Below are 20,953 nucleotides of genomic sequence, written 5' to 3'. Positions count from 1 at the left end.
CGGATCAGTTGCCGTCCTTCAAACCCATCAGCGCGGCTGCAAACGGGTTGTCGGGATCAATCGCCTTTTCCTTTTTCGGCGGCCGTGACGAGAAGGTCTTGGCGCCCTGAGGCTTGCCGCCCTTCTTGCCGTGCGGTTTGCCACGGCCATCCTGCGGTTTGCCGCGCGGTTTGCCTTTGCCCTGCCCCTGCTCGCGGCGCGGGCCTCGGTTGGGCTGTCGCTGACGGGCCCAGGTGAAGGTGTAGAACACTTCAACTTCGGGTTCGTCTGACACTGGTTCTGCGGGAAGGCTGTCCGCGCCAGCCTCGGCTGCCGCCTCGGTGCCGTCGGTAGCCTCGGCTGCCGCCTCGGCGGGTGCGGCGACCTCTTCTGCCGCGACTTCACTTGCCGGGGCTTCTTCGGCGGTCGGTTTGTCCGCTTCAGCTGCCGCCGGCTGTTCGACCGGTGCAGGTTTGACTTTCGGACGCTCGCCGCGTTCCGCCTTGTATCCCAGCCCCTGCATAAGGTCTGCGAACTGATCCAGCGTCATACCGGTGATCGACAGCATATCGGGTTTGGCTTCGAATCCGCCGCGGCTGTCTTCTGCGCGCAGCATGTCCGCCAAACGTTCCAGCATGTCGATACGGATCGAACGCTCGCCCGCATCGCGGTAGCCACACATGGTGTCATAGCCCTGCGGCGCATCCTTGGCGACCGGCACGGTCACCAGGCCCGGAGGCGGCGCTTCGGGGAATTCCTGCAACCCGCTGGACAGCGCCCAAAGCACAAGACGCAGACGTGTGGGGGCCGGTTTCAGCAGCAGCGGCATGAAAATGGTGAACTGGCCGAACCGGATACCATGCTTGCGCAAGGCGCCTCGGGCGTCCTGATCAAGATCCTTGACCTCTTGTGCGACCTGGGCGCGGGGCAGGATACCCAGCGCTTCGACCATGCGGAAAGCAAAGCCTTTGGCAAGGCCGCTGAGTTCCTCATCGCGGGACAGGTTCAGCAGTGGCTCGAACAGAGCGGCCACCTTGCGGTCGATGAAGTGCTGCAAACGGCGCTGCACTTTCTGCTCGACATCCGGCCCCGCGGCTTCGTCAACGAACACTTCGACCATAGGTTTGAGAGGTTCCGCCCCGGCAACCAGCTTGCCAACGGCGTATTCACCCCACATCAGGCCACCCTGATCAGTGAAATCAATTTCAGTATCGGGCGCGTTGTAGAAGCGATCGGCGCGCAGATGGAATTGCGGCGCGAGTGCTTGCAGAGACGCCGATTTCAGAGCTTTCGCCTCGGTTCCCTGCGCGCTTTTGTCCGGGATGAACCGGAACCCTTCCAGACGACCGACGAATTCGCCTTCGACGGTCACTTCACCCTTGTCATTTACTTCGGCCAAAAGGGCCTCCTTCTGTTTGAGCCGGCGCAACAAAACGGATGTGCGCCGATCCACAAATCTTTGCGTGAGACGCTCGTGCAGAGCGTCGGACAGTCTGTCTTCTACAGTGCGGGTTTCGTCACGCCAATGTGATTCGTCACGAACCCACCCTTTCCGCTGCGCAACATATGTCCACGTGCGAATATATGCCAATCTTTTAGATAAAGCGTCGATATCGCCGTGGGTCTGATCGATCCGTCTGATCTGCCGCGCCATGAACTCGTCGGGAATAGATCCCCGTTCATGCAGATGGCCATAGATCACCTCCAGCAAGCTGGCGTGTTCCGCATGGCTGATACCGCGAAAATCAGGGATTCTGCACACATCCCACAACAACCGGATGGACGGGCCGTCGCTTGCACGGGCGACAACCTCGGTCACTTGCGACAGCGATTTCAACGCGTTCAGGTCGTCAGCGGGGCGGGCCTTGATCAGGTGTTCATCATCCGGGCTGACCTCAAGCGAGTCGATCAGCGCATCGATCGAGCCGAACCGAAGGGCGGCATTCCGCCAGTTCAGCTTTTTCATCGGCGTAAACCGGCTGTCCATGATCGCCTGCGCCACGCCCTCGTCCAGTGGCGGGGCCTCTCCGGTTACGCCGAAGGTGCCATCCGACATCCCGCGACCTGCCCGGCCTGCGATCTGCGCCAGCTCATTCGGCGCAAGCGGACGCATCCTGCGCCCGTCGAACTTGGACAGGGATGAAAACGCAACGTGGTTCACATCCAGGTTCAACCCCATCCCGATAGCGTCCGTGGCAACCAGGTAATCAACCTCACCGTTTTGGTACAGGTCCACCTGTGCATTCCGGGTCCGCGGGCTGAGCGCCCCCATGACCACCGCGGCACCACCTTTCTGGCGGCGGAGCAATTCGGCGATGGCATAGACGTTTTCAACAGAGAACCCCACGATGGCGCTGCGCGCAGGCATCCGGCTGATCTTTCTGGAGCCCGAGTAAACCAGCTGTGACATCCGCTCTCGCCGCACGAACTGCGCCTGGGGGACCAGCGCCGAAATCGGGCCACGCATTGTGTCCGAGCCCAGGAACAATGTCTCGTTCGTGCCGCGAGACCTGAGCAGACGGTCGGTGAAGACGTGACCCCGTTCCGGATCGGCACAGAGCTGGATCTCATCGATGGCAACAAAATCAGCACCCATGCCTTCCGGCATCGCCTCAACCGTGCACACCCAATACTGCGCACGGGGCGGTACGATCCGTTCTTCGCCCGTGACCAGCGCCACCACCGACGGCCCACGGATCGCAACGATCTTGTCATAGACCTCGCGCGCCAGCAGGCGCAGCGGCAGACCGATCACGCCGGTCCGATGGCCCAGCATGCGTTCGATGGCGTAATGGGTTTTACCAGTGTTGGTCGGGCCAAGTACGGCCACGATTCGGGATGACCCGCTCACATTCGCCCCCTGCCCCGAGCCTTACAGCGCCTTGCCTTCAACCTGAGGCTTCAGCCGATTCACGGCATTGGTTACTTCTTCGTGATAAGGATGTATAGACAACGCCCGAGAATAAGCCTCGTAGGCTTTCCGAGGTTCCCCGATAACTTCAAAGATCAGACCCAGACCGTAAATCGCCTCATAGTGATTTGGATTCAGCGTCAGCACATGTTCCAGATCGGCGGCCGCCATACCAAAGCGCTCGACCCCGAAAAAGGCAGATGCGCGCAGATGCCATCCTTCGGCAAAATCAGGCGCGTGATCCGTCAGCGCGGTCAGGTGATCCAGAGCAGCGTCGACGTCGCCCTCGTCCAAGGCCTCGCGTCCCCGCTCCAGCAGCAGATCAGCCGACGCAGACCCCGATTGCGACCACAGCGCCTGCAACTGCCGATCCAGTGCAATTGCCTGTTCCGGGGTCGACTGCGCCAGTTTTTGCAGCAACTCATCCTCGTCCCGTGAATCCGCCTGCTGCGCGAAACAACTGGTGGAAAACGTGACTAGGACAAAAAGTGCCGCAACGGTACCTTTGAGATTGTGAATTGCAATGCTCATAACAATAGGCAGTGTAGCGTTGCGACCGGGGATGTCCATTCACGGCGCACTAACAATATGAGGAAAAGCATGAGCGAGACTCTCGAAAAGGCGGCTGCCGCACTGAACGAAAAACTGGATGGCGGCGCGTTTGATGACACGGCCAAGTTCGCCATCACCGATCTGGGTTCGATCGTTCTGGACGAAAACGGTGCGCGGGTCAGCGATGAAGAGGCCAGTGTCACCATGAGCGCTGATGCAGAGACGTTCGAACAGATCCTGAGCGGTGAGCTGAATCCGACCGGCGCGTTCATGTCGGGAAAGCTGAGCATCGACGGCGACATGGGTGTTGCCATGAAGCTTGCCTCGGTGCTGGCCTGATGGAGTTGTCGCCGGCCCCCTTTTTTGAAGACGTGGCCGGCGGACCTGCCGGTGGAAAGGCCCATTGGTTGACGACGTCTGACCAAAAACGCATTCGCGTGGGTCACTGGCTTCCGGATGATGGCGCACATGGCACCGTCATGATGTTCCCCGGACGCACCGAATATATCGAAAAATATGGCAGTACCGCCGGTGAATTCGCGAAGCGCGGCTTTGCGATGCTGGCCGTGGACTGGCGCGGTCAAGGTCTTGCGGATCGGTTGCTGGACAACCCACGCATCGGCCATGTCGACCATTTCACCGATTACCAATACGATGTTCAGTCAACCCTGGACCTTGCAAACGCTCTGGACTTGCCGAAGCCGTGGTATGTCGTCGGGCATTCGATGGGCGGCGCCATCGGGTTGCGTGCCGTCATCGAAAAAGGGTGTTTTGCCGCATGCGCGTTCACCGGCCCGATGTGGGGAATTTTCTTCACTCCGGTCATGAAACCTCTGAGCCGCGTTACAGCGTATTGGGGCACCGCGCTTGGCCTTGGCGAACGCACCCCCCCGACCACGACGCTTGAAAGCTATGTCCTGTCGCAGCCATTCGACGGGAATATGCTGACCCGCGACCCGGACATGTACCGGATGATGCAAAATCAGCTGAATGCGCATCCCGAACTGGCTCTTGGTGCCCCTTCCAACCGCTGGCTGCGCGAGTCGCTGGACGAATGCGAATGGTTGATGGAACAGCCCGCCCCAAAAACACCCTGTCTGACTTTTCTGGGCAGCCACGAACAAATCGTGGATCGCAAGGCCATACGGGCGCGCATGGCCAATTGGCCGAATGGTACATTGATCGAAATCCCGAACGGTGAACATGAAGTGCTGATGGAAGCACCGGACGTTCGGAGCCCGGTTCTGGACCAGCTTGCCAGTCATTTCCGGGCCAACCAATCAAATGGGGCGTCCAAGCTGGTTTCCACGTAAACCTTTTCACCTTGGGATTGGCCGCTTGTGATCCGCGCGCGCCAACCCTAGATGTTTGCAAAGCAGTCTACAAAAGGTGATCCATGCGCGACCTTCCCTTTCCCGTCCGTGACGCAAACGCAATGGGCGGTGCCGACAATCTGGGCAATCTTCCCGAATGGGATCTGACGGATCTCTACGCCTCGGAAGAGGCGCCCGAACTGGCGCGCGACCTAGACTGGCTGGAAGGCGAATGTGCCGCCTTTGCTGCCGACTATGAAGGCAAGCTGGCAGAGCTGGACGCCGCGGCCCTTTTGGCCTGCGTTCAGCGCAATGAAAAGATCAACGCCGTCGCGGGCCGTATCATGTCCTTTGCTGGCCTGCGCTATTACCAGCTGACCACCGACGCAGAGCGGGCCAAGTTCCTGTCGGACATGCAGGAAAAGATCACCGTGTTCACGACGCCTCTGGTGTTCTTCACGCTCGAGATCAACCGGATCGAAGACGATGTGCTTGGGGCGCATTTTGCTGCCAACCCGGATCTTGCCCGATACGAGCCCGTGTTCCGGCGCATCCGCGCGATGAAGCCCTATCAGCTGTCGGACGAGCTGGAAAAATTCCTGCACGATCTGGGCGTTGTCGGCGACGCGTGGGAGCGTCTTTTCGACGAAACCATCGCCGGGCTGACCTTTACGGTGGACGGCGAAGAACTGAACATCGAAGGCACCCTGAACCTGCTGACCGAACAGGACCGCTCCAAGCGCGAGGCCGCGGCGCGCGAACTGGCCCGCGTGTTTCAGGAGAACATCAAAACATTTGCCCGTGTCCACAACACGCAGGCCAAAGAGAAAGAAATCGTCGATCGCTGGCGCAAGATGCCGACCGCGCAAACAGGGCGTCACTTGTCGAACGATGTCGAACCCGAAGTGGTCGAAGCCCTGCGCGAGGCGGTCGTGGCCGCCTATCCCAAACTCAGCCATCGGTACTATGAGCTCAAGCGCAAGTGGCTTGGGCTGGATGTGATGCAGGTCTGGGACCGCAACGCGCCGCTGCCGATGGAAGACACCCGCACCGTGTCGTGGGAGGACGCCGAGAAAACCGTGATGGAGGCCTATGCCGCCTTCGACCCCCGCATGGCCGACATCGCGGCGCCGTTCTTCTCGAAAGGCTGGATCGACGCGGCGGTGAAGCCCGGCAAGGCTCCGGGCGCCTTCGCGCATCCCACCGTGACCGAGGTGCATCCTTACGTGATGCTCAACTATCTGGGCAAACCGCGCGACGTGATGACGCTTGCGCACGAGCTGGGCCACGGCGTGCATCAGGTGCTGGCTGCCGATCAGGGCGAGATGCTGTCCTCGACGCCACTGACGCTGGCCGAAACCGCCAGCGTCTTCGGCGAGATGCTAACTTTCCGCAAGATGCTGGACCAGGCCGAAACGCCCGAACAGCGCAAGGTTCTGCTGGCCGGCAAGGTCGAGGACATGATCAACACGGTGGTCCGCCAGATTGCCTTCTATGACTTTGAATGCAAACTGCACGCCGCCCGGCGCGAAGGGGAGCTGACCCCGGATGACATCAACGCCCTGTGGATGAGCGTTCAAGCCGAAAGCCTTGGCCCGGCATTCGAATTCATGGACGGGTACGAGACCTTCTGGGCTTATATCCCGCACTTTGTTCATTCGCCCTTCTACGTTTACGCCTATGCCTTCGGCGACGGGTTGGTGAACGCGCTATACTCGGTCTATGAAAGCGGCGCCGAAGGTTTCGAGGACAAGTATTTCGAAATGCTGCGCGCAGGTGGATCAAAGCACCACAAAGAACTGCTGGCCCCGTTCGGGCTGGATGCCAGCGACCCGAAATTCTGGGACAAGGGCCTGTCGATGATCTCGGGCTTCATTGACGAGTTGGAGGCGATGGAGGGCTGAGACGCCCGTAACAGAGGGTGGCGACATCTGCCTTGTGGAAAAAACTTGCCATGCCCGGCAATGTCGCGCCCAAGGGGACCTTGAATGCCCGCTACGCGGAAAATGCTGCCGTTCCTCATGAACTGGTTTTCAACCGAACAATCGAATAGCCTTATCGTTGAATTATTCACAGATCGACTATGGGCATGAGCAACCAAAATTTTCGCAACGCTTCACTAACGGATGCAACCCGCTGCTTTGAAATTGAGACGCTAGCCTACGACGGCGATGAGGCAGCGACACATGAAAAAATTTCCAAGCGCATCGTTGAGTATCCACAAGGCTTTTTAATCCTGGAAGTCGACAACCAAATCGTTGGCTTCGTAAACAGCGGATGCGCGTATGATGTTGAAATGTCTGACGAAGACTTCAAAGAACTCATCGGGCATGACCCGGTTGCTCCAAATGTCGTGATTATGTCAGTGGTAGTAGATCCGGCACATCAGGGCCTTGGCTTGTCCACCGCGCTAATGTCTGAATTCGTCAAGCGCATGACTGACGCGAAAAAAGAAACCATCCATCTTATGTGCAAAGAACACCACGTCCCCCTCTATGAGAAGTTTGGCTATCGGTACACTCAGCCATCCGCATCTGATCACGGTGGGGTGCGGTGGCATGAAATGATGATGGACCTCCGTAGAGACTGAAATGCTAGGTATGGGCTCATCGCGGCCATACCAAGATCACTTCAACTGACTGTCTTTCGATCCACGCCGATTTACACCGCCGCGCGCCTTGAACGCGCCGTCCCGCTCTTGCTGGCAATCCAGGCAGAGCTTTACTCCCGGCAACGCGACGCGACGCTTTTCCGGTATGGGTTCCTCGCATTCGGCACAATGGGTCAGGCTTTCGCCCTGGGGCCGCTTTTGCGCCTGCATCCGCGCCAGTTCATCTGAGATCGACGCTTCGATCTGTTCGCTCACGGCGCCGTCGCGTGCCCAACCTCCGGCCATCGGTCATCTCCTGAAATTGTGACACTCAGGATAGCTGAGCCGCTGGCCGCAACGCAAGTTACAGTGAAACCGCGCCCTCGAATACACGATCAATCACCTCTTGCGTCCCGCGTGAGAATTCCAAAGGGCAGGGATACTCCGCCCCGTCCCTGATTGATCGGCAAAAGGCCTCGACCTGCAACTTGTAATGGTCTGCTCCGGGGAAGCGGGTGACCTGAACTTCAAGCCCCGGCCGGTGCAGCTCGACCCGCGCCTCTCCGAACACACGCGCATTGAACGGGGTCGTCAGGCGGATCAAACCGCTTTCGCCGTGAAATACCATCTCTTGATGGGGATGCATCCGTATGGACACATAGCTGGAATAGGTAAATCCGGGGAACTGGGCGCGTATTTCGGTAAAGATGTCGATATCATCCTGCCAACGGATCGCGGATTGCACCGACACAGGCTCTTGACCGGTTGCAAAGCGTGCTCCACCGATCACGTAGACCCCGATGTCACGCAATCCTCCACCGCCCGTTTCCGCACGGTTTCGAATGTTCCGAGTGTCAGAGCGATTGTCGAAACTGAATGCACCGGTCACATGTACCAAATTGCCGATGGCACCATCTGCGATCAGTTTCCTTGCAAGCTGCCATTGAGGGTGATGGACGATCATGTATGCCTCGGCGGCCAACAGGCCGCTTTGGTCCCGCTTTTGGATCAATGCATCGAATTCATCCGCCTTCATGGTCATGGGCTTTTCGCACAGAACATGCTTGCCAGCGCTCAAAGCCTTAAGGCTCCATTCCGCATGCATATGGTTGGGCAACGGGATGTAGACAGCGTCGATTCCGGCGTCTGCCAACAACGCATCATAGCTGTCAAATACTTGCAAATCCGGGCAAAAGGACTGAAACGGTTCTGCCTTTGCGGTATCCGAGGTTGCCAGCGCGGCCAAGCGCGCGCCATTGGCGGCATGTATCGCCGGGGCCATGTATTCGCGCGCAAATTTCGCGGCACCCAATACACCAAATTGAACCGGTCTTTGCATTGCGCCCTCCGTACTCGGCTTGTTTCAAATTACGCGCTTCCCGAGGGGTCACCAGCGCTCGTTCTGCTGCGAAATCAAAAACGAAACACGTCTTTTCCTAACACAGCTTTCGACCTTCAGCCATTGATTCAGGGCTTTGCTTCAGTTTCCGCCAACATTCGCAAAAAACGCCCCCTGATCATCAGAGGGCGTTTTCCGTCATTGCTTGAACGCGAAGAATCTTCCTGCGAGGCAAGAAGGGCGCAACTGTTAGCTGACGCCCAACATGCCTTTTTCCCGCGCCAGATCCCGCATTTTCTTTTGCAGCTTCTCGAACGCGCGCACTTCGATCTGGCGAATGCGCTCTCGGCTTACGTTATACTGAGTGCTCAACTCCTCGAGCGTGACCGGCTGATCCATCAAACGACGCTGGGTCAGGATATCCTTTTCCCGATCATTCAGCACATCCAGAGCCGCCGCCAGCAATTCCCGACGCGCTTCCAGTTCATCGCGTGCCTCGTAATCACCGGCCTGATCGGCATCCTCATCCTCAAGCCAGTCCTGCCATTGCATGGTGCCTTCGCCTTCGGACCCGACTGTGGCGTTCAGGGACGCATCGCCACCGGACATCCGGCGGTTCATGCTGATCACTTCTTCTTCGGTCACGCCCAGATCAGTGGCGATCTTCTTGACGTTTTCAGGGTGCAGGTCGCCCTCTTCCAGCGCACCGATGCGGGCCTTGGCCTTGCGCAGATTGAAGAACAGCTTTTTCTGCGCCGAGGTCGTGCCCAGTTTCACCAGAGACCAGGACCGCAGGATGTATTCCTGGATCGAGGCACGTATCCACCACATGGCATAGGTCGCCAGACGGAAGCCTTTTTCAGGGTCAAACCGTTTGACCGCCTGCATCAGGCCCACATTGGCCTCGGAAATTACTTCGGCCTGCGGCAGACCATAGCCGCGATAGCCCATGGCGATCTTGGCCGCCAGACGCAGGTGAGACGTCACCATCTTGTGCGCGGCTTCGGTGTCCTGCTCTTCGACCCAACGCTTGGCCAGCATGTATTCTTCTTCCGGCTCCAGCAGAGGAAACTTGCGGATTTCCTGCATATAGCGATTCAGGCCGCCCTCGGGCGTCGGTGCGGGAAGATTTGCGTAGTTTGCCATTATTGTGTCCCTCCGACAAATGTTTAGATGTTTAACATAGGATATGGGTAAGGAACCCTTCCCATTCAAGAGGTGCTGCTAACAGTCTGGAATTAATCTTACGTTAAGAAAAGGTAAAAAGCCCTTTTTCACAGGAGTATGCTTATTATGACAGCGGTGTGCGCAGACGTTCGACAAGGTTTTGCATATCTTGCGGCAAATCGGCCTCGAACCGCAGGGATTCACCGGTGACAGGGTGCTCGAACCCCAAAACGGCGGCATGAAGCGCCTGACGGGGAAAAGCGCCGACAAAACCTGCGGCGGCGGCAGAGAACGCTTTTGCGGACAGCTTGCGCTTGCCACCATAAACCGGGTCGCCCACCAGCCCGTGCCCTGCGTGGGCCATATGAACGCGGATCTGATGGGTTCGGCCGGTTTCAAGCCAGCATTCGATCAGGGCAAGACCCGCCGGCACACCAAATGTCTCGACAACGCGTGCGCGTGTCACGGCATGCCGCCCGCCATGGAACAGAACCGCCTGTTTCTGACGGTCGGTCTTGTGTCGCGCAAGCTGCGTCGTGACGCGCATGATGTTGCCGGGTTCAAAGCTGATCCCTTTGACACCGCGCAACCGAGGATCGTTTGCATCCGGCACCCCGTAACACACCGCACGGTAATACCGTTCGACGCTATGCGCCGCGAATTGCTCGGCCAGCCCGTGATGCGCCGCGTCTGATTTTGCGACCACCAGAAGGCCACTGGTTTCCTTGTCGATGCGATGCACGATACCGGGGCGCTTCACCCCGCCGACGCCCGAAAGATCGTCTCCGCAATGGTGGAGCAAAGCATTCACCAACGTCCCGCTGGGTGATCCCGGCGCGGGGTGCACGACCATGCCTGCAGGTTTGTTGACGACGATTACGTCCGCATCCTCGAAGACGATCTCGAGCGGGATGTCCTCGGGGCCGATATGGCTGTCTTCGGCCTCGGCCACGGCAATCGTGACCCGCGCCCCTTCGGCCACCTTGGCCTTGGGGTCGCGTATCTCGGCACCGTCGATCTGCACCGCGCCCCCTTCGATCAGACGCGCAAGTCGGGTGCGCGACAGGTTTTCCCCGTCTGGCACATCCCGGGAAAGCGCCTTATCAAGGCGAGGCGGCGGATCGGCCGCGATCTGAAACTCAATCTGGCGGGTGCCCATGACTGTCCCTTCCGAACCTCAAGAACCGCAGGAAACTCCGCAACTGCGATTGCTGCGGCGGATGGTCATGCTGTTGACCGCGGTGATGATTGGCGGGGTTCTAGTGACATTCGCCCTGATTGTCATCCGCCTATCGGACCGCACCCCCACCTTGCCGGATCAGATCGCGCTGCCCGACGGCGCCCGGGCGCAGGCCCTGACCATCGGGTCAAACTGGTATGCCGTCGCAACCGATGACAATCGCATTCTGATCTTTGACAAAACAACAGGAAAACTGCGCCAGGAAATCACGGTCGAATAGGCCCTGCCGCTTGTTCCGGCGGCATGAATGATCCGGGGATCGTCCAGCCTCAGTCGGGAAACAGCCGAGTTCCGGTCCACGCAGCACCCAGACGCTGATCCAGCGCATCCGACCGCATCTTGTGCTTGCCCAACACCGGCGCCAACGTGAAGTCACCCAAGCAAATCCTGTCGCCGACCGGGAGAAGCTCTATGCAGGCGCATTCAAGGTCTTGCCCCAGGGTTTCAGCGATCCGGATCATGTCTTCAAAACGTTCGGGCCGGGGTTCAACAGTGCTGCTGGTTGGTGAATACAACTCATCTGCAAGGTAATCGTAGTCGCGATCATGGAGCATCTGGATACGCCCACGCCCCCGGTCACGGTCAACCTGCACCAGCTGCACGCGTCCGGCGATCACCCAGAATTTCCAGGTGCCAGCCTGTCGATCCCCGGCGAACAAGTCTTCTTCGATGTAATAGAGGGGCTTTTGCGTGGCGCGCCACCATTCGCCTGTCCAGAACCCTTCGGGCGTTTTTGTCTTGTGCCACGCGGCCAGTTTCTGGTTGGCATCGTCACGCTGCGTGCCATCCAGCGGGAACGACAAGGCCAGCTTGTGACCATGGCTCATCGTTCCTTTCAACCAATACTGGCCGGGCCCGAGGTCGAGTGTTTCGGGCAATGCCGGAATGTGCGCCTCCCACATGCGCTGTGGGCAGGCAAGCAATTCCGAGGCGCTGCCCACGTATTTGGACCGGTCAGAGATCAACGCATCAGGGACTTCGCCAAACAGCTTCATGACCACCAGCTTTTCGGCGAATGTCTTTGGCGTGCGCAGATCGGGTAAAGATCGATGGCTATCCGCATAGTTGTACAGTGACATGCCAAGCGCATTCAGCCGCGCAGAGTCACTGCCATAGTGTTCCCAACCGCGCGAAAAACCGACGCGTGGCGAGGTGTTGGCGCCATGCAGATTGTCAGCTGCAATTGCGTCGAGATCAGCCTGTGCCGCCTTGAGATAGTCTTCCCTGTCAGAGAGCAGCGCAACGGACACGACGCCGCCGGTGGCGTCGTGGATTTCTTCGGTCGTCGCGCGCAATGTGGGCAGGTTTGCCGGAAACTCCACCGGTTTGAGGCCCCCACGGCCGTGGCGCGGCAAAGGCGCGTCGCCCGGTCTCACCCCCAGGTTCCGCAAACGTCGATCCAGAAACGAATGCCGCTTGATCCCGTTTGCAATCCACCACCGCATCCGGCGTCCCCACAGATGCACGGCAAGCGTTTCCTCTTTGATATACGCGTCCCTGAACTCTCGGACGTGAATGTCATTGGCGTGCCCTGCCCGTCTGAACGGCAAAGGATAAAAGACCGGGATGGGGCTGGCATGCTTCAACTCGTCGAAATGGCGCAGAAACCACGTCATGACACCGGGACCGTAGACACTGTGTTCCTGATCTGACGCATGAGGCAACTCACCAGCCTGTTTCAGGCGTTCCAGTTCCTTCCGCTCCTCCCCTTCAACCCAGGGGCGGATCGGATAGGGATCCTGGCAGTATTCGGAATACGCATTCAATGTGGGGCTGTCGAAGGGCAACCGCATAACGGCATTGCAGATGGTATCGCGGTTGAAATACCCAAAGACATGATCGGCCCTTGGGATCGGGGCAAGCGCCAAAACATCCGTGTCGCACCACAGAAAATCCGTTTTCTTCATCAGGTGCAATCTGAAGATATCGGATTGGGGCACCGGCGTCTTGAACTGGTTGTTCACGATGAACTGCCTGGGCTCGTGGATTTCGTTTGCCGACACCAGTTCGATACCATCCGGAACGTTGTCGACTTGCCCATAGTGGAACAAGACGACCCTGTGCCCGCATTCGACGAATGACAGCATGCACATCTGCTCCAGAAAGCTCAGGCTGCCTTCCATCCACAGCATCCCAATCGTCGGAAGAGAGTGATCCGCAACCATTCGTCTATTTCTCCAGGGGCTGTTTTGTCAGGACTCTGTCCGGTTTTCGTCGGTCGAAGACGGCGCGCTGGCCGACAGGCGTTCCCTTACGCCACGGTCCTTTGCGACAAAATCCACAGCCGGTTTTTCAAGAAGTTTCTGGTACAGCTCATCATACTCGGGCAGTTTCAGCAGATCGTTGATCAGGGCCTTGTGCCAGCGGAACGCTCTTCTATGCAGCCGTCGAAGCCTGTCGTCGGCGCGAAACTCTTCCAGCACCGCATCCACTTCATCCTTGTACCGCAGAATTGTTTCATCCTTGGCACCGCCACGGTTCCAGCGGTCCCAATATTCGGTTCCAAGTGTCTGCGAGGAATGATTTGCCCGACCTCGGCTGCGCTTGGCCAGATAGGCCTGCGTGGATCTGACGGCATAGTGGTTGATCTGTGCGACTTCAAAACCAAACGGAGGCGAGACATGGTTGCCGAAGGGCGCAGGTTCCGTGGCGTGCCCTCCGGGCACGGACCGGAACACGCCGGCCTGAAGTTCGGCACGGGGGTGCGGGTTGTGCAACCCGAAACGAAGATAGAAATCGCCCTGCCTGAACAGGGATTTGACAAACCGGCGCCCTGCCCCGCCTTGTTCGAAATCCAGTTCACAATCGAAGAACTGCCGCGTCACCAGCGTATCGCGCATAACGTGCCGACCACTGTTCGAGAAAATCTTCCAGGGAATGGAAATGACGTCAACGCCGGGCGTTGCCTCGATCAGATCATCAACCCTGTGATTTCCAACGTGAATATTCAGGAATTCATCCGCGTCGCCGACATATATCCACTTTGCATCTTTCACCACCGGCAAGCGCCGTGCCTGTCTCAGCGCAGACCGGTGAATGCCTCCGGTACCAACCCGGTTTCTGTGAAACTCCACATGGCCCAAGTCCTGCAACCGTCTCAGAATCTGGTTGGTGCCGTCTGTACAATCATTGGTGTAGACAATGATCCGGTCAAACCCCAGCACCTTGTGATGGGCCACCCATTCCAGAATATAGGGACCCTCGTTCTTCATCGCGGTGATGAGGACTTTTTCAGGCTTTTCCATCGCTGCCACTTATCCCCGCCGCCTAGTCGTTCTGACCTTTGCTGTCATCTTGCGGGACAATTTTTTCGATGGCGATCTGCGCGCCGGCAATCGCGCGGATGCGCAACTCTCGGGGGTGCTGGCCCAGAAATTCGTTGACCGCACGGATCACGCCGTCGCCCCACCAGCCGCGGCGGTGGTAGTCGTCGAACGCCATGATCCCCCCAGGTTTGATCTTGGGAAACAAAGCGGCCAGATCAGCGGTCACGCCTTCATACGAATGGTCTCCGTCGACATAGGCGAACGAGATGCTTTCATCATCAAAAAGCTCCAACGCAGGCACCGAAAAATCGCGGATAATACCGACCTTGCCTTCTTCGATCTCGGCCTCGAAAGTCTTTACGACCTTCTGGAAGATGGCCTCCATCTTTTCGTCTTCGGTCCGACCCACAAACGCGGTTGTGTGCGATTCCTCACCAATATGCTTCCACGGGTCGATCAGAAAAAGCTGACTGGGCTCGATCAGTTTCAAGATGGTCGGAGAGAACTCACCCTGCCAGACACCGATTTCAACGGCCAAGCCCCCCTTTGGCAAACGCGAAAGGAATGTTCGGCGGATTGCTTCTTTGCTGTTTTTGCGTTTGGTCGCCTTGTCAGCCTTCGGTTTCTTCTGGCCGCCGGGCGCAACACCGATAACCTTGGGTTCGTTCGACATCTCGACCTCACTTGCAGACGGGTATCCCATTCACTCAAAACCCGTTTTGTTCATTGCGCCATGGCTACCACGCCACAGCCTCAAGAACCAGAAGCTATGTGTCCTTTTTGCCAAGCGGTGGCAACTTGTCGATGCCAAGCCACGGTGGCTGCAAGCTGGTTATCCGGTATCGTGCAGCATTGCGCCCGAGGAAACTGTTTATCGCCGTATTCATACCCGTATACGACCCGCCTCCGTGACGGCGATAGGATGTGAACGCGATACTACCCCCGGGGGCAAGAACCCGGTCGATACGGCGCAACAGCTGGGTCATCACCTGCTCTGCCCGCACCCCGCGGATGATGACGACGCCGACGCTTTCGTCTTCAAACAGCTTCAGCATCAAGGGGGGCAGCGCCCGGTAGATATGCAATCGCCCGGCAAGAATGGGGTCGCGGAAATATTCCAGCAATGCATAAAACGTGCGATCCAACGCCTGTAGCTCGGGATCCTGAGTTGCATCCGGACATGTAAAACCGTCCCAAGACAGCCCCCACGGTCCTATGACCGTCAATTTCTCGACAGCGTCCAGATCAAGTATTTCTTCGATGATTTCAGTCTCAACATGTCCGATCAGCACCCAATTCTTCTTGCCACTGATTGATCGAAGAAAACTCTGCCGCTGGTCTTTTGTTCTTTCAACTTCCGGAGGGGCAGAAGGCAGGTAGACAGGATCCTTGGGATCGAACGGCACCGAAACCTGTTTGGCATCCGTAATTTGCGCATGCTGCGCAGCGGCCTCTTCGTAATCAAACGAGGTTTCGAGGGCATCGAGCCGAACGAACCAAGGAAAATTGTATGGCTTGGAGTTCTCGGGCTTGGACATCTTGCCGAGCCGCGTCCATTTCGCGACCTGGGCAAATGTGATGTCCGGGTCCTTGTACATTTCAGCGTTGAAAGACAGATCGCCATCTTCCATCACGCCGAGGTCCAGCGCCTTGACATAGCGCCCGCTGCGAAAACGGCTGAACTTAGCGATAAAATCCTGCGCCACCTCGGTTTTTCTGAGGCTTGCGATGCGTTCCTTTTGAAATGCAACTGCCTGATGATGCAATTGCCCCAGAACAGGATCGGATCGCAGTTTTTCATAAACCTCTTGAAGTCGCGCAACTTTGGACAGGATCGAGGTTTCTTCGATGTCGTTATAGCAATGCAGCTTCCAGTAGGCCTGACCTGTTGCCTCCATCTTCGGATGAAAACTCGAGGTATTCACATCCCCGCGCAACCGCTTCATCAGATAGCTTTCCACGGACCTCACCGCATAGTGGTTCATCCGAAAAAGCCTGCGGCCAAACCCGGCACCCGTTGATGAATACGCCCACCCTCGTCTTCGCATGGCCGGCGGCAACGGATCACCGTCCCCGTCGACCCAGGCAAATCGATCCGCCTTGTTGGGTATCGGGCCGCGCGGTCGATGCGTGCTGATTGTGCGATACGATCCGTTGTTGCGAAACAGCGATTTGAACGCCCGCAAGTTATGGGGGCTGACGGCGCCAAGCTCGCCCGCACGGGTGAATTGCTCGACAATGAACCTGTCTTCGAACTCGACGATTCCGTCGTGCCCGAACAACTGCCAGATTGCGGCAAATCCGTCCGCATGCGGCAATGCACGAAACAAATCGTCCAGTGTTCCGTCGCCGACGCGAATATCAAGAAATTCATCCACGTCGCAGACCAATATCCATTCGGCTTCTTTGCACCAGTGGTGTTCCATTGCGTTTGCATAAGCTGAAGCCTGGGGTCCAAATTCCCACGGGCCGGGGTTGTCGATATGCGCCAGAAACCCCAGTTCCTGGCATCGCTGAAGGATCGCGTCGGTGCCATCGGAACAATCGTTCGAATTGACGATAAAATGGGTGAAGCCGATCGAAAGATAGTATGCAATCCATTCCAGGATGAACGGCCCTTCGTCTTTCATCGTGGATATGACAAGTCTCATCGCGTCTACCTGTACCCGTGGCCCGCAAATTCAGGATAGCGGGAAAAAACACATCTTTGCAGATGTATAGCGCGCATCCCTGCCTGCGGCTTTGTTACGTGCCCCGGAAATGCATTGCAAGTGGACGAGCCCGCCGGTTCAGCGACTGCCAACTCCAGATCCCGCAGACGATCGCAGCCCCGCAGGCAGCGGTCCCCCAGCGTGTCTCCGCCTTGAAACCGTCATTCGGATTGCCATCGTGCGCCAACCATCTATAGCTGTCATGCACCGCTGCCGAAGCCATTTGGCAGCACTGGCGCGGCATCTCGAGTGGATCATGACAGGCAATCTCAAAGATCAAAGGGCGCATGGCCTTGATTCATTGCGCGGTATCGTTGCGTCTGCGGTCGTGTTTGTACACGCAGTGCACATTCATCCACTCGGCGTCTCCTACAAGAACTGAGGTGCCGACTACTATGCGATGGGAGTGCCGCTGTTCTTCATAATAAGCGCGATGTCCATGTCGCTAGCTTATCCAAAGGGAGTGTCCTTCGATCGAAGCTGGGCCTATGCCTTGCGCAGGTTTTTCCGAATTGCCCCGCTCTTTTACCTGATGCTCTTTGCTTGGCTGTACATAGGGGTCCAGGCCGAAACGGGTACGATCATCAGGAATATGACGTTTCTGTTCGGGTTCGTTCCCAGTGAACAAACCAGTCTTGTTCCGGCGGGTTGGTCAATCGGCGTCGAAGTCATCATTTATCTTCTGTTCCCCTTCTTTTGGATCAGGCGGAACATCTGGGCGGCGATGTTTCTCTTTTTGCTCGCCTGCTTGGGATGGGCATCTGTAAACTTATCTGGTCAGGGCGACATTCCCGATTATTACTATTGGACCAGTTTTTTCACAAACGCCCCGTATTTTGCGTTGGGCCTGATCGTCTGGTGCATCTACCGTTTGACACCTACGTCGTTCGCGGGCCGCCCTTGCCGCGGGTCTGGCAGGGTTGGTTTTCATGTTTCTGTTCGGGCCGATCCCTGATGAGGCACAGAAGCTGTACAAGCCAGTCCCGCTCGAGTTTGTGTTGGGCTGGGACGTTGCCTCTGCATGTCTCGTGCTATCGCAAGCGCTTCGACCTGTCTTTGTTCTGTACAACTCCGCAACGCGCTTTCTGGGAAAGATCAGTTACAGTCTGTACCTGATGCACCCATTTCTGATCTACAAGACCCATCTGACCAGATGGGCCGCAACGCTTACGGACAACCCGGATCTTGTGGTGCCCGTGGTCTGCGCAGTTACCCTTGCCGTGGCAATACCGATTGCAACTGTTATCTATTATGCCGTCGAAGTTCCGTTCATGCGTCTGGCCCGCCGGATGACCAAGCCTGATCTGAGAGAAACAGTGTCACGACAAGTGGCGTCGTGACAGCAGAGCACGCCCACCGACGCAATGCCGATCTACAGTGTCAGGGGAATAATATCGCCTCGATTGCGGGCGATCTCGGCAATGTCAAAAGCACCGCTTTGCAGTTCGGCCTCGCCCCGAACAACCATAGCTGAGTGATTTTTCACGATGACTTCGCGAACGATATCCGGCCGGCAGGCGCAGGACATGACGCATTGAAGCCCCACCTAGCGAACTCCCTAAGCCGCGCCTCACGCCCACCATAGGTATTCTCAGCAACCGATTGAGCGGAGTGCCCGAGATACCCGTGACGTACCTCTACAGGCGCACCTGCGTCCCTCAGCTTGTCGCTTGCCCTGTGTCGAAGCCCGTGGACCTTCATACGTTTGTCATCCGTGTTCTTTCTGACCGCTTTCATCAGTGCCGCAGACGCAGCGGTAGGACCTCCGTCACGGCCATAAGAAGGGAACAGTGGCTCGCTACCCTTACTCCCCTCAACACGCGCCCTAAGGGATTCCCTGAGGCTGTCTGAGGCTATCGGAACGTACCTGTCACTGTTGCTGTTCTTGATGCCGTTGATTTCGTTGGGGGTGATCAGGATTGAAGGCGTTTCCCCGGTCAGGTCCACATCGCTTACGCGTAGACCACAGGCTTCACTAAGCCGCATCCCGGTGCCTTTCAGCACCCGCCACATATCAGGAAGGTCTTTGCTTCGACCGCCCCCTAAGGTCTTCTGGACGGCGTCGACAACACTGTCAGGTAGCGGGACGTTCTTGTCCAGCGAACTAACTTGTTCCTTGGGCCACGCTAGACGCTCGAAGGGGTCGCGCCCCGCTGGTATCTCTAGCTCCCTGACTGCATGGCGATAAGCGGCAGCTACAATAATCATCTCACGCTGGCACGACTTTAGCGCCAGTGGTTTCCCGTTTGCCTTCTTTAGCCCTAATAAATGGTCCTTGAATGCGCGCGCCGTCAGTCGGTCGACACTCTCAATAGTCACCTCATCCAGAGATTTCCTTAAAGCGTCGCTTAGTCGGCCAAAGGTGCGATCAATCCTGACCATCTCTTTCCGGTTATCAGCAAGCCCATTGTCTTTCGCATAAATGTCCCGCATGTCAGCCAGCGTTGGCTTCGGAGGTTCCTGATCAGTGTTAAGGACGGCAGCTACAACTTCGGGGGCTTCTCCACGGGCCGCCAGACTGTGCCCCACTACCCCACGGGTCCAGCTGTCGTCTGGGTCCAACCCTTGAATACCCTCCATGTATTGTTCTGCTAGGCGCTGGGCGTCGATGAATTTCTGAGTTGCGGACCTGTTATCAACCTCAGGATGCCGCCTAAGGGTATCCTCAACAATGGCGTCAAAATTTCTCAGGTGAAACTGATACTCGCGCTGAAAGGCGGCTCCATCACGAGCCTTAATGTGCTTCTGGTAAGCGTCCTCACCAAGAATTTCACGCACCCTCTTTGGCCACCTTCTGCGGAAACGCCACTGAGTGTCACTGATTTGGTCTACGTATTTGATAGTCAATTTAAAGGCCATTGCGTGCTGTCCGTGTGTGCTGTTTGCGTTATGCGACACACTCGGAAAATGCTGAATGCCCTTGTGTATAAGGTCAAAAACTAACTGATCAAGCTAGTTCTGGTGCGGTCGAGAAGACTCGAACTTCCACGGGAGTTACCCCACAGCGACCTCAACGCTGCGCGTCTACCAATTCCGCCACGACCGCACTGCCAATGACTTGGTAAAGCGGCGTATAGACGTTGGTGCGCGCGATGTGAAGAGGCAAAAACGCAGTGGTTTAAATTCCTTCACCACGGGCTTATCTCTGCCAGTGGACGACACGCCATTGACCTGACAGGAGCCACACGATGCCCCCGCCCGAAAACCGCCCGATCGTTCAGATCGATATCGTCTCGGATGTCGTGTGCCCCTGGTGCGTTGTCGGGTTTCGACAGCTTGACATGGCGTTGCAGCAACAGGGTGTCCTTGCCCGGCTTCGCTGGCATCCGTTCGAGTTGAACCCGGACATGCCACCCGAAGGCCAGAACCTGCGCGAACATATCATGGCCAAATACGGCTCGACCGCCGAGCAAAGTCAGCAGGCACGGGACAAGCTTACCTCGATCGGGGCCGAGCTCGGATTTGCCTTCAACTTCGACGATGACAGCAGAATGGTGAATACATTCGCAGCACATCAGCTGCTGGATTGGGCGGAATCAGTCGGCCGACAGCATCCTTTGAAACTGGCTCTGTTCGACGCCTATTTCACAGCGCAGCGGGATGTTTCCGATATGGATGTTCTGCTGGAAGTTGTTCGATCCATCGGACTGGACGCGGATACGGCGCGACAAGCGCTTGAAAGCGGAGAACACATAGCCCCGGTGCGTGAAAAGCAGCTGTTTTGGACCAGCCGGGGAATTTCAGGCGTGCCATCCATGGTCTTTGGCGGGAAATACCTGCTGACCGGTGCGCAGGGGTCTGAAACCTATGCCCAGGTGCTGCAACGTTGCCTGTCCGAGGCCGCCTGACCCCTTTTCTTGACCGATTCAGACGGATATGAGACCG

19 protein-coding genes and 1 tRNA gene are annotated in these 20,953 nt (G+C 57.4%); 8 read left to right on the top strand and 12 right to left on the bottom strand.

Features of this window, described 5'->3' with window-relative positions; genetic code table 11:
- Nucleotides 1-4 precede the first annotated feature (4 nt).
- Nucleotides 5-2,830 carry a helicase-related protein gene (locus tag GOW60_RS05670; RefSeq protein ID WP_171228545.1) on the bottom strand — a complete coding sequence of 942 codons (2,826 nt, stop codon included), beginning with the start codon at nt 2,828-2,830 and terminating at the stop codon, nt 5-7.
- 21 nt (nt 2,831-2,851) lie between these two features.
- Nucleotides 2,852-3,460, bottom strand: a complete 609-nt coding sequence (locus GOW60_RS05665; RefSeq protein ID WP_171228544.1) for a tetratricopeptide repeat protein — start codon at nt 3,458-3,460, stop codon at nt 2,852-2,854.
- Between the two features lie 30 nt (nt 3,461-3,490).
- Between GOW60_RS05665 and GOW60_RS05660 the strand changes: the two genes are divergently transcribed.
- The 4 genes from GOW60_RS05660 (at nt 3,491) to GOW60_RS05645 (ending at nt 7,345) form a co-directional block, all read left to right on the top strand.
- Nucleotides 3,491-3,781, top strand: coding sequence for an SCP2 sterol-binding domain-containing protein (locus tag GOW60_RS05660; RefSeq protein WP_152457676.1), 291 nt, complete (start codon nt 3,491-3,493; stop codon nt 3,779-3,781).
- Nucleotides 3,781-4,755 (top strand): alpha/beta fold hydrolase, encoded by a 975-nt coding sequence (locus GOW60_RS05655; RefSeq protein ID WP_171228543.1) that lies wholly within the window; start codon nt 3,781-3,783, stop codon nt 4,753-4,755. The genes GOW60_RS05660 and GOW60_RS05655 overlap by 1 nt, the downstream gene beginning before the upstream one ends.
- A gap of 83 nt (nt 4,756-4,838) precedes the next feature.
- On the top strand, nt 4,839-6,659 hold the full coding sequence (locus GOW60_RS05650; RefSeq protein ID WP_171228542.1) for a M3 family oligoendopeptidase: 1,821 nt from the start codon (nt 4,839-4,841) through the stop codon (nt 6,657-6,659).
- 185 nt (nt 6,660-6,844) lie between these two features.
- Entirely contained in the window at nt 6,845-7,345 is a 501-nt protein-coding gene (locus GOW60_RS05645) for a GNAT family N-acetyltransferase (protein ID WP_171228879.1), read from the top strand.
- A 36-nt stretch (nt 7,346-7,381) separates the two neighbouring features.
- Here GOW60_RS05645 and GOW60_RS05640 read toward each other — a convergent pair whose 3' ends face one another.
- From GOW60_RS05640 to GOW60_RS05625, 4 genes are all read right to left on the bottom strand, one after another.
- Nucleotides 7,382-7,651, bottom strand: coding sequence for a DksA/TraR family C4-type zinc finger protein (locus tag GOW60_RS05640; protein ID WP_170346639.1), 270 nt, complete (start codon nt 7,649-7,651; stop codon nt 7,382-7,384).
- Between the two features lie 58 nt (nt 7,652-7,709).
- On the bottom strand, nt 7,710-8,684 hold the full coding sequence (locus GOW60_RS05635; RefSeq protein WP_171228541.1) for a Gfo/Idh/MocA family protein: 975 nt from the start codon (nt 8,682-8,684) through the stop codon (nt 7,710-7,712).
- 249 nt (nt 8,685-8,933) lie between these two features.
- Nucleotides 8,934-9,830 (bottom strand): RNA polymerase sigma factor RpoH, encoded by an 897-nt coding sequence (rpoH, locus tag GOW60_RS05630; protein ID WP_171228540.1) that lies wholly within the window; start codon nt 9,828-9,830, stop codon nt 8,934-8,936.
- A 145-nt stretch (nt 9,831-9,975) separates the two neighbouring features.
- On the bottom strand, nt 9,976-11,010 hold the full coding sequence (locus GOW60_RS05625; protein ID WP_171228539.1) for an RluA family pseudouridine synthase: 1,035 nt from the start codon (nt 11,008-11,010) through the stop codon (nt 9,976-9,978).
- On the opposite strand from GOW60_RS05625, the gene GOW60_RS05620 reads away from it, so the two are divergent.
- A complete protein-coding gene (locus GOW60_RS05620; protein WP_171228538.1) occupies nt 11,009-11,311 on the top strand; it encodes a DUF6476 family protein in 303 nt (100 codons plus the stop codon). The two genes, GOW60_RS05625 and GOW60_RS05620, sit on opposite strands and share 2 nt — an antisense overlap.
- Nucleotides 11,312-11,360: 49 nt before the next feature.
- Here the strand turns inward: GOW60_RS05620 and GOW60_RS05615 are convergent, their stop codons facing one another.
- The 4 genes from GOW60_RS05615 to GOW60_RS05600 all read right to left on the bottom strand — a co-directional run bounded on the left by GOW60_RS05615 (nt 11,361) and on the right by GOW60_RS05600 (nt 17,008).
- Nucleotides 11,361-13,256, bottom strand: coding sequence for an ATP-grasp fold amidoligase family protein (locus tag GOW60_RS05615; protein ID WP_171228537.1), 1,896 nt, complete (start codon nt 13,254-13,256; stop codon nt 11,361-11,363).
- A gap of 27 nt (nt 13,257-13,283) precedes the next feature.
- Nucleotides 13,284-14,336, bottom strand: a complete 1,053-nt coding sequence (locus GOW60_RS05610; RefSeq protein WP_171228536.1) for a glycosyltransferase family 2 protein — start codon at nt 14,334-14,336, stop codon at nt 13,284-13,286.
- A 22-nt stretch (nt 14,337-14,358) separates the two neighbouring features.
- Nucleotides 14,359-15,060, bottom strand: coding sequence for a class I SAM-dependent methyltransferase (locus GOW60_RS05605; protein WP_254443849.1), 702 nt, complete (start codon nt 15,058-15,060; stop codon nt 14,359-14,361).
- 64 nt (nt 15,061-15,124) lie between these two features.
- A complete protein-coding gene (locus GOW60_RS05600) occupies nt 15,125-17,008 on the bottom strand; it encodes a glycosyltransferase family 2 protein (protein ID WP_171228535.1) in 1,884 nt (627 codons plus the stop codon).
- Nucleotides 17,009-17,468: 460 nt separating this feature from the next.
- Between GOW60_RS05600 and GOW60_RS05595 the strand changes: the two genes are divergently transcribed.
- Nucleotides 17,469-18,023, top strand: coding sequence for an acyltransferase (locus tag GOW60_RS05595; protein ID WP_171228534.1), 555 nt, complete (start codon nt 17,469-17,471; stop codon nt 18,021-18,023).
- Nucleotides 17,998-18,408, top strand: coding sequence for an acyltransferase (locus GOW60_RS05590; RefSeq protein WP_171228533.1), 411 nt, complete (start codon nt 17,998-18,000; stop codon nt 18,406-18,408). Before GOW60_RS05595 ends, GOW60_RS05590 begins: the two co-directional genes overlap by 26 nt.
- A 142-nt stretch (nt 18,409-18,550) precedes the next feature.
- On the opposite strand, the gene GOW60_RS05585 is transcribed toward GOW60_RS05590, so the two are convergent.
- Nucleotides 18,551-19,927 (bottom strand): site-specific integrase, encoded by a 1,377-nt coding sequence (locus GOW60_RS05585; protein WP_171228532.1) that lies wholly within the window; start codon nt 19,925-19,927, stop codon nt 18,551-18,553.
- 100 nt (nt 19,928-20,027) lie between these two features.
- Nucleotides 20,028-20,114: transfer RNA gene (locus tag GOW60_RS05580), tRNA-Leu, on the bottom strand.
- Between the two features lie 142 nt (nt 20,115-20,256).
- On the opposite strand from GOW60_RS05580, the gene GOW60_RS05575 reads away from it, so the two are divergent.
- Nucleotides 20,257-20,916, top strand: coding sequence for a DsbA family oxidoreductase (locus tag GOW60_RS05575; RefSeq protein ID WP_171228531.1), 660 nt, complete (start codon nt 20,257-20,259; stop codon nt 20,914-20,916).
- The last annotated feature ends 37 nt before the right edge of the window (nt 20,917-20,953 follow it).

It is taken from the genome of Ruegeria sp. HKCCA4008, from assembly GCF_013033125.1.
In the GTDB taxonomy this organism is placed as follows: domain Bacteria; phylum Pseudomonadota; class Alphaproteobacteria; order Rhodobacterales; family Rhodobacteraceae; genus Ruegeria.
The sequence above is the reverse complement of the archived record's forward strand: the minus strand, read 5'-3'. Positions and strand labels throughout refer to the sequence as shown.

Coding starts and splice junctions, on each gene's coding strand:
- GOW60_RS05650 (WP_171228542.1), top strand. CDS start 4,839: ATGCGCGACCTTCCCTTTCCCGTCCGTGACGCAAACGCAATGGGCGGT.
- GOW60_RS05590 (WP_171228533.1), top strand. CDS start 17,998: ATGTTTCTGTTCGGGCCGATCCCTGATGAGGCACAGAAGCTGTACAAG.
- GOW60_RS05645 (WP_171228879.1), top strand. CDS start 6,845: ATGAGCAACCAAAATTTTCGCAACGCTTCACTAACGGATGCAACCCGC.
- rpoH (WP_171228540.1), bottom strand. CDS start 9,830: ATGGCAAACTACGCAAATCTTCCCGCACCGACGCCCGAGGGCGGCCTG.
- GOW60_RS05660 (WP_152457676.1), top strand. CDS start 3,491: ATGAGCGAGACTCTCGAAAAGGCGGCTGCCGCACTGAACGAAAAACTG.
- GOW60_RS05610 (WP_171228536.1), bottom strand. CDS start 14,336: ATGGAAAAGCCTGAAAAAGTCCTCATCACCGCGATGAAGAACGAGGGT.
- GOW60_RS05625 (WP_171228539.1), bottom strand. CDS start 11,010: ATGGGCACCCGCCAGATTGAGTTTCAGATCGCGGCCGATCCGCCGCCT.
- GOW60_RS05585 (WP_171228532.1), bottom strand. CDS start 19,927: ATGGCCTTTAAATTGACTATCAAATACGTAGACCAAATCAGTGACACT.
- GOW60_RS05615 (WP_171228537.1), bottom strand. CDS start 13,256: ATGGTTGCGGATCACTCTCTTCCGACGATTGGGATGCTGTGGATGGAA.
- GOW60_RS05665 (WP_171228544.1), bottom strand. CDS start 3,460: ATGGACATCCCCGGTCGCAACGCTACACTGCCTATTGTTATGAGCATT.
- GOW60_RS05575 (WP_171228531.1), top strand. CDS start 20,257: ATGCCCCCGCCCGAAAACCGCCCGATCGTTCAGATCGATATCGTCTCG.
- GOW60_RS05595 (WP_171228534.1), top strand. CDS start 17,469: ATGGGAGTGCCGCTGTTCTTCATAATAAGCGCGATGTCCATGTCGCTA.
- GOW60_RS05640 (WP_170346639.1), bottom strand. CDS start 7,651: ATGGCCGGAGGTTGGGCACGCGACGGCGCCGTGAGCGAACAGATCGAA.
- GOW60_RS05635 (WP_171228541.1), bottom strand. CDS start 8,684: ATGCAAAGACCGGTTCAATTTGGTGTATTGGGTGCCGCGAAATTTGCG.
- GOW60_RS05600 (WP_171228535.1), bottom strand. CDS start 17,008: ATGAGACTTGTCATATCCACGATGAAAGACGAAGGGCCGTTCATCCTG.
- GOW60_RS05620 (WP_171228538.1), top strand. CDS start 11,009: ATGACTGTCCCTTCCGAACCTCAAGAACCGCAGGAAACTCCGCAACTG.
- GOW60_RS05655 (WP_171228543.1), top strand. CDS start 3,781: ATGGAGTTGTCGCCGGCCCCCTTTTTTGAAGACGTGGCCGGCGGACCT.
- GOW60_RS05605 (WP_254443849.1), bottom strand. CDS start 15,060: ATGGGATACCCGTCTGCAAGTGAGGTCGAGATGTCGAACGAACCCAAG.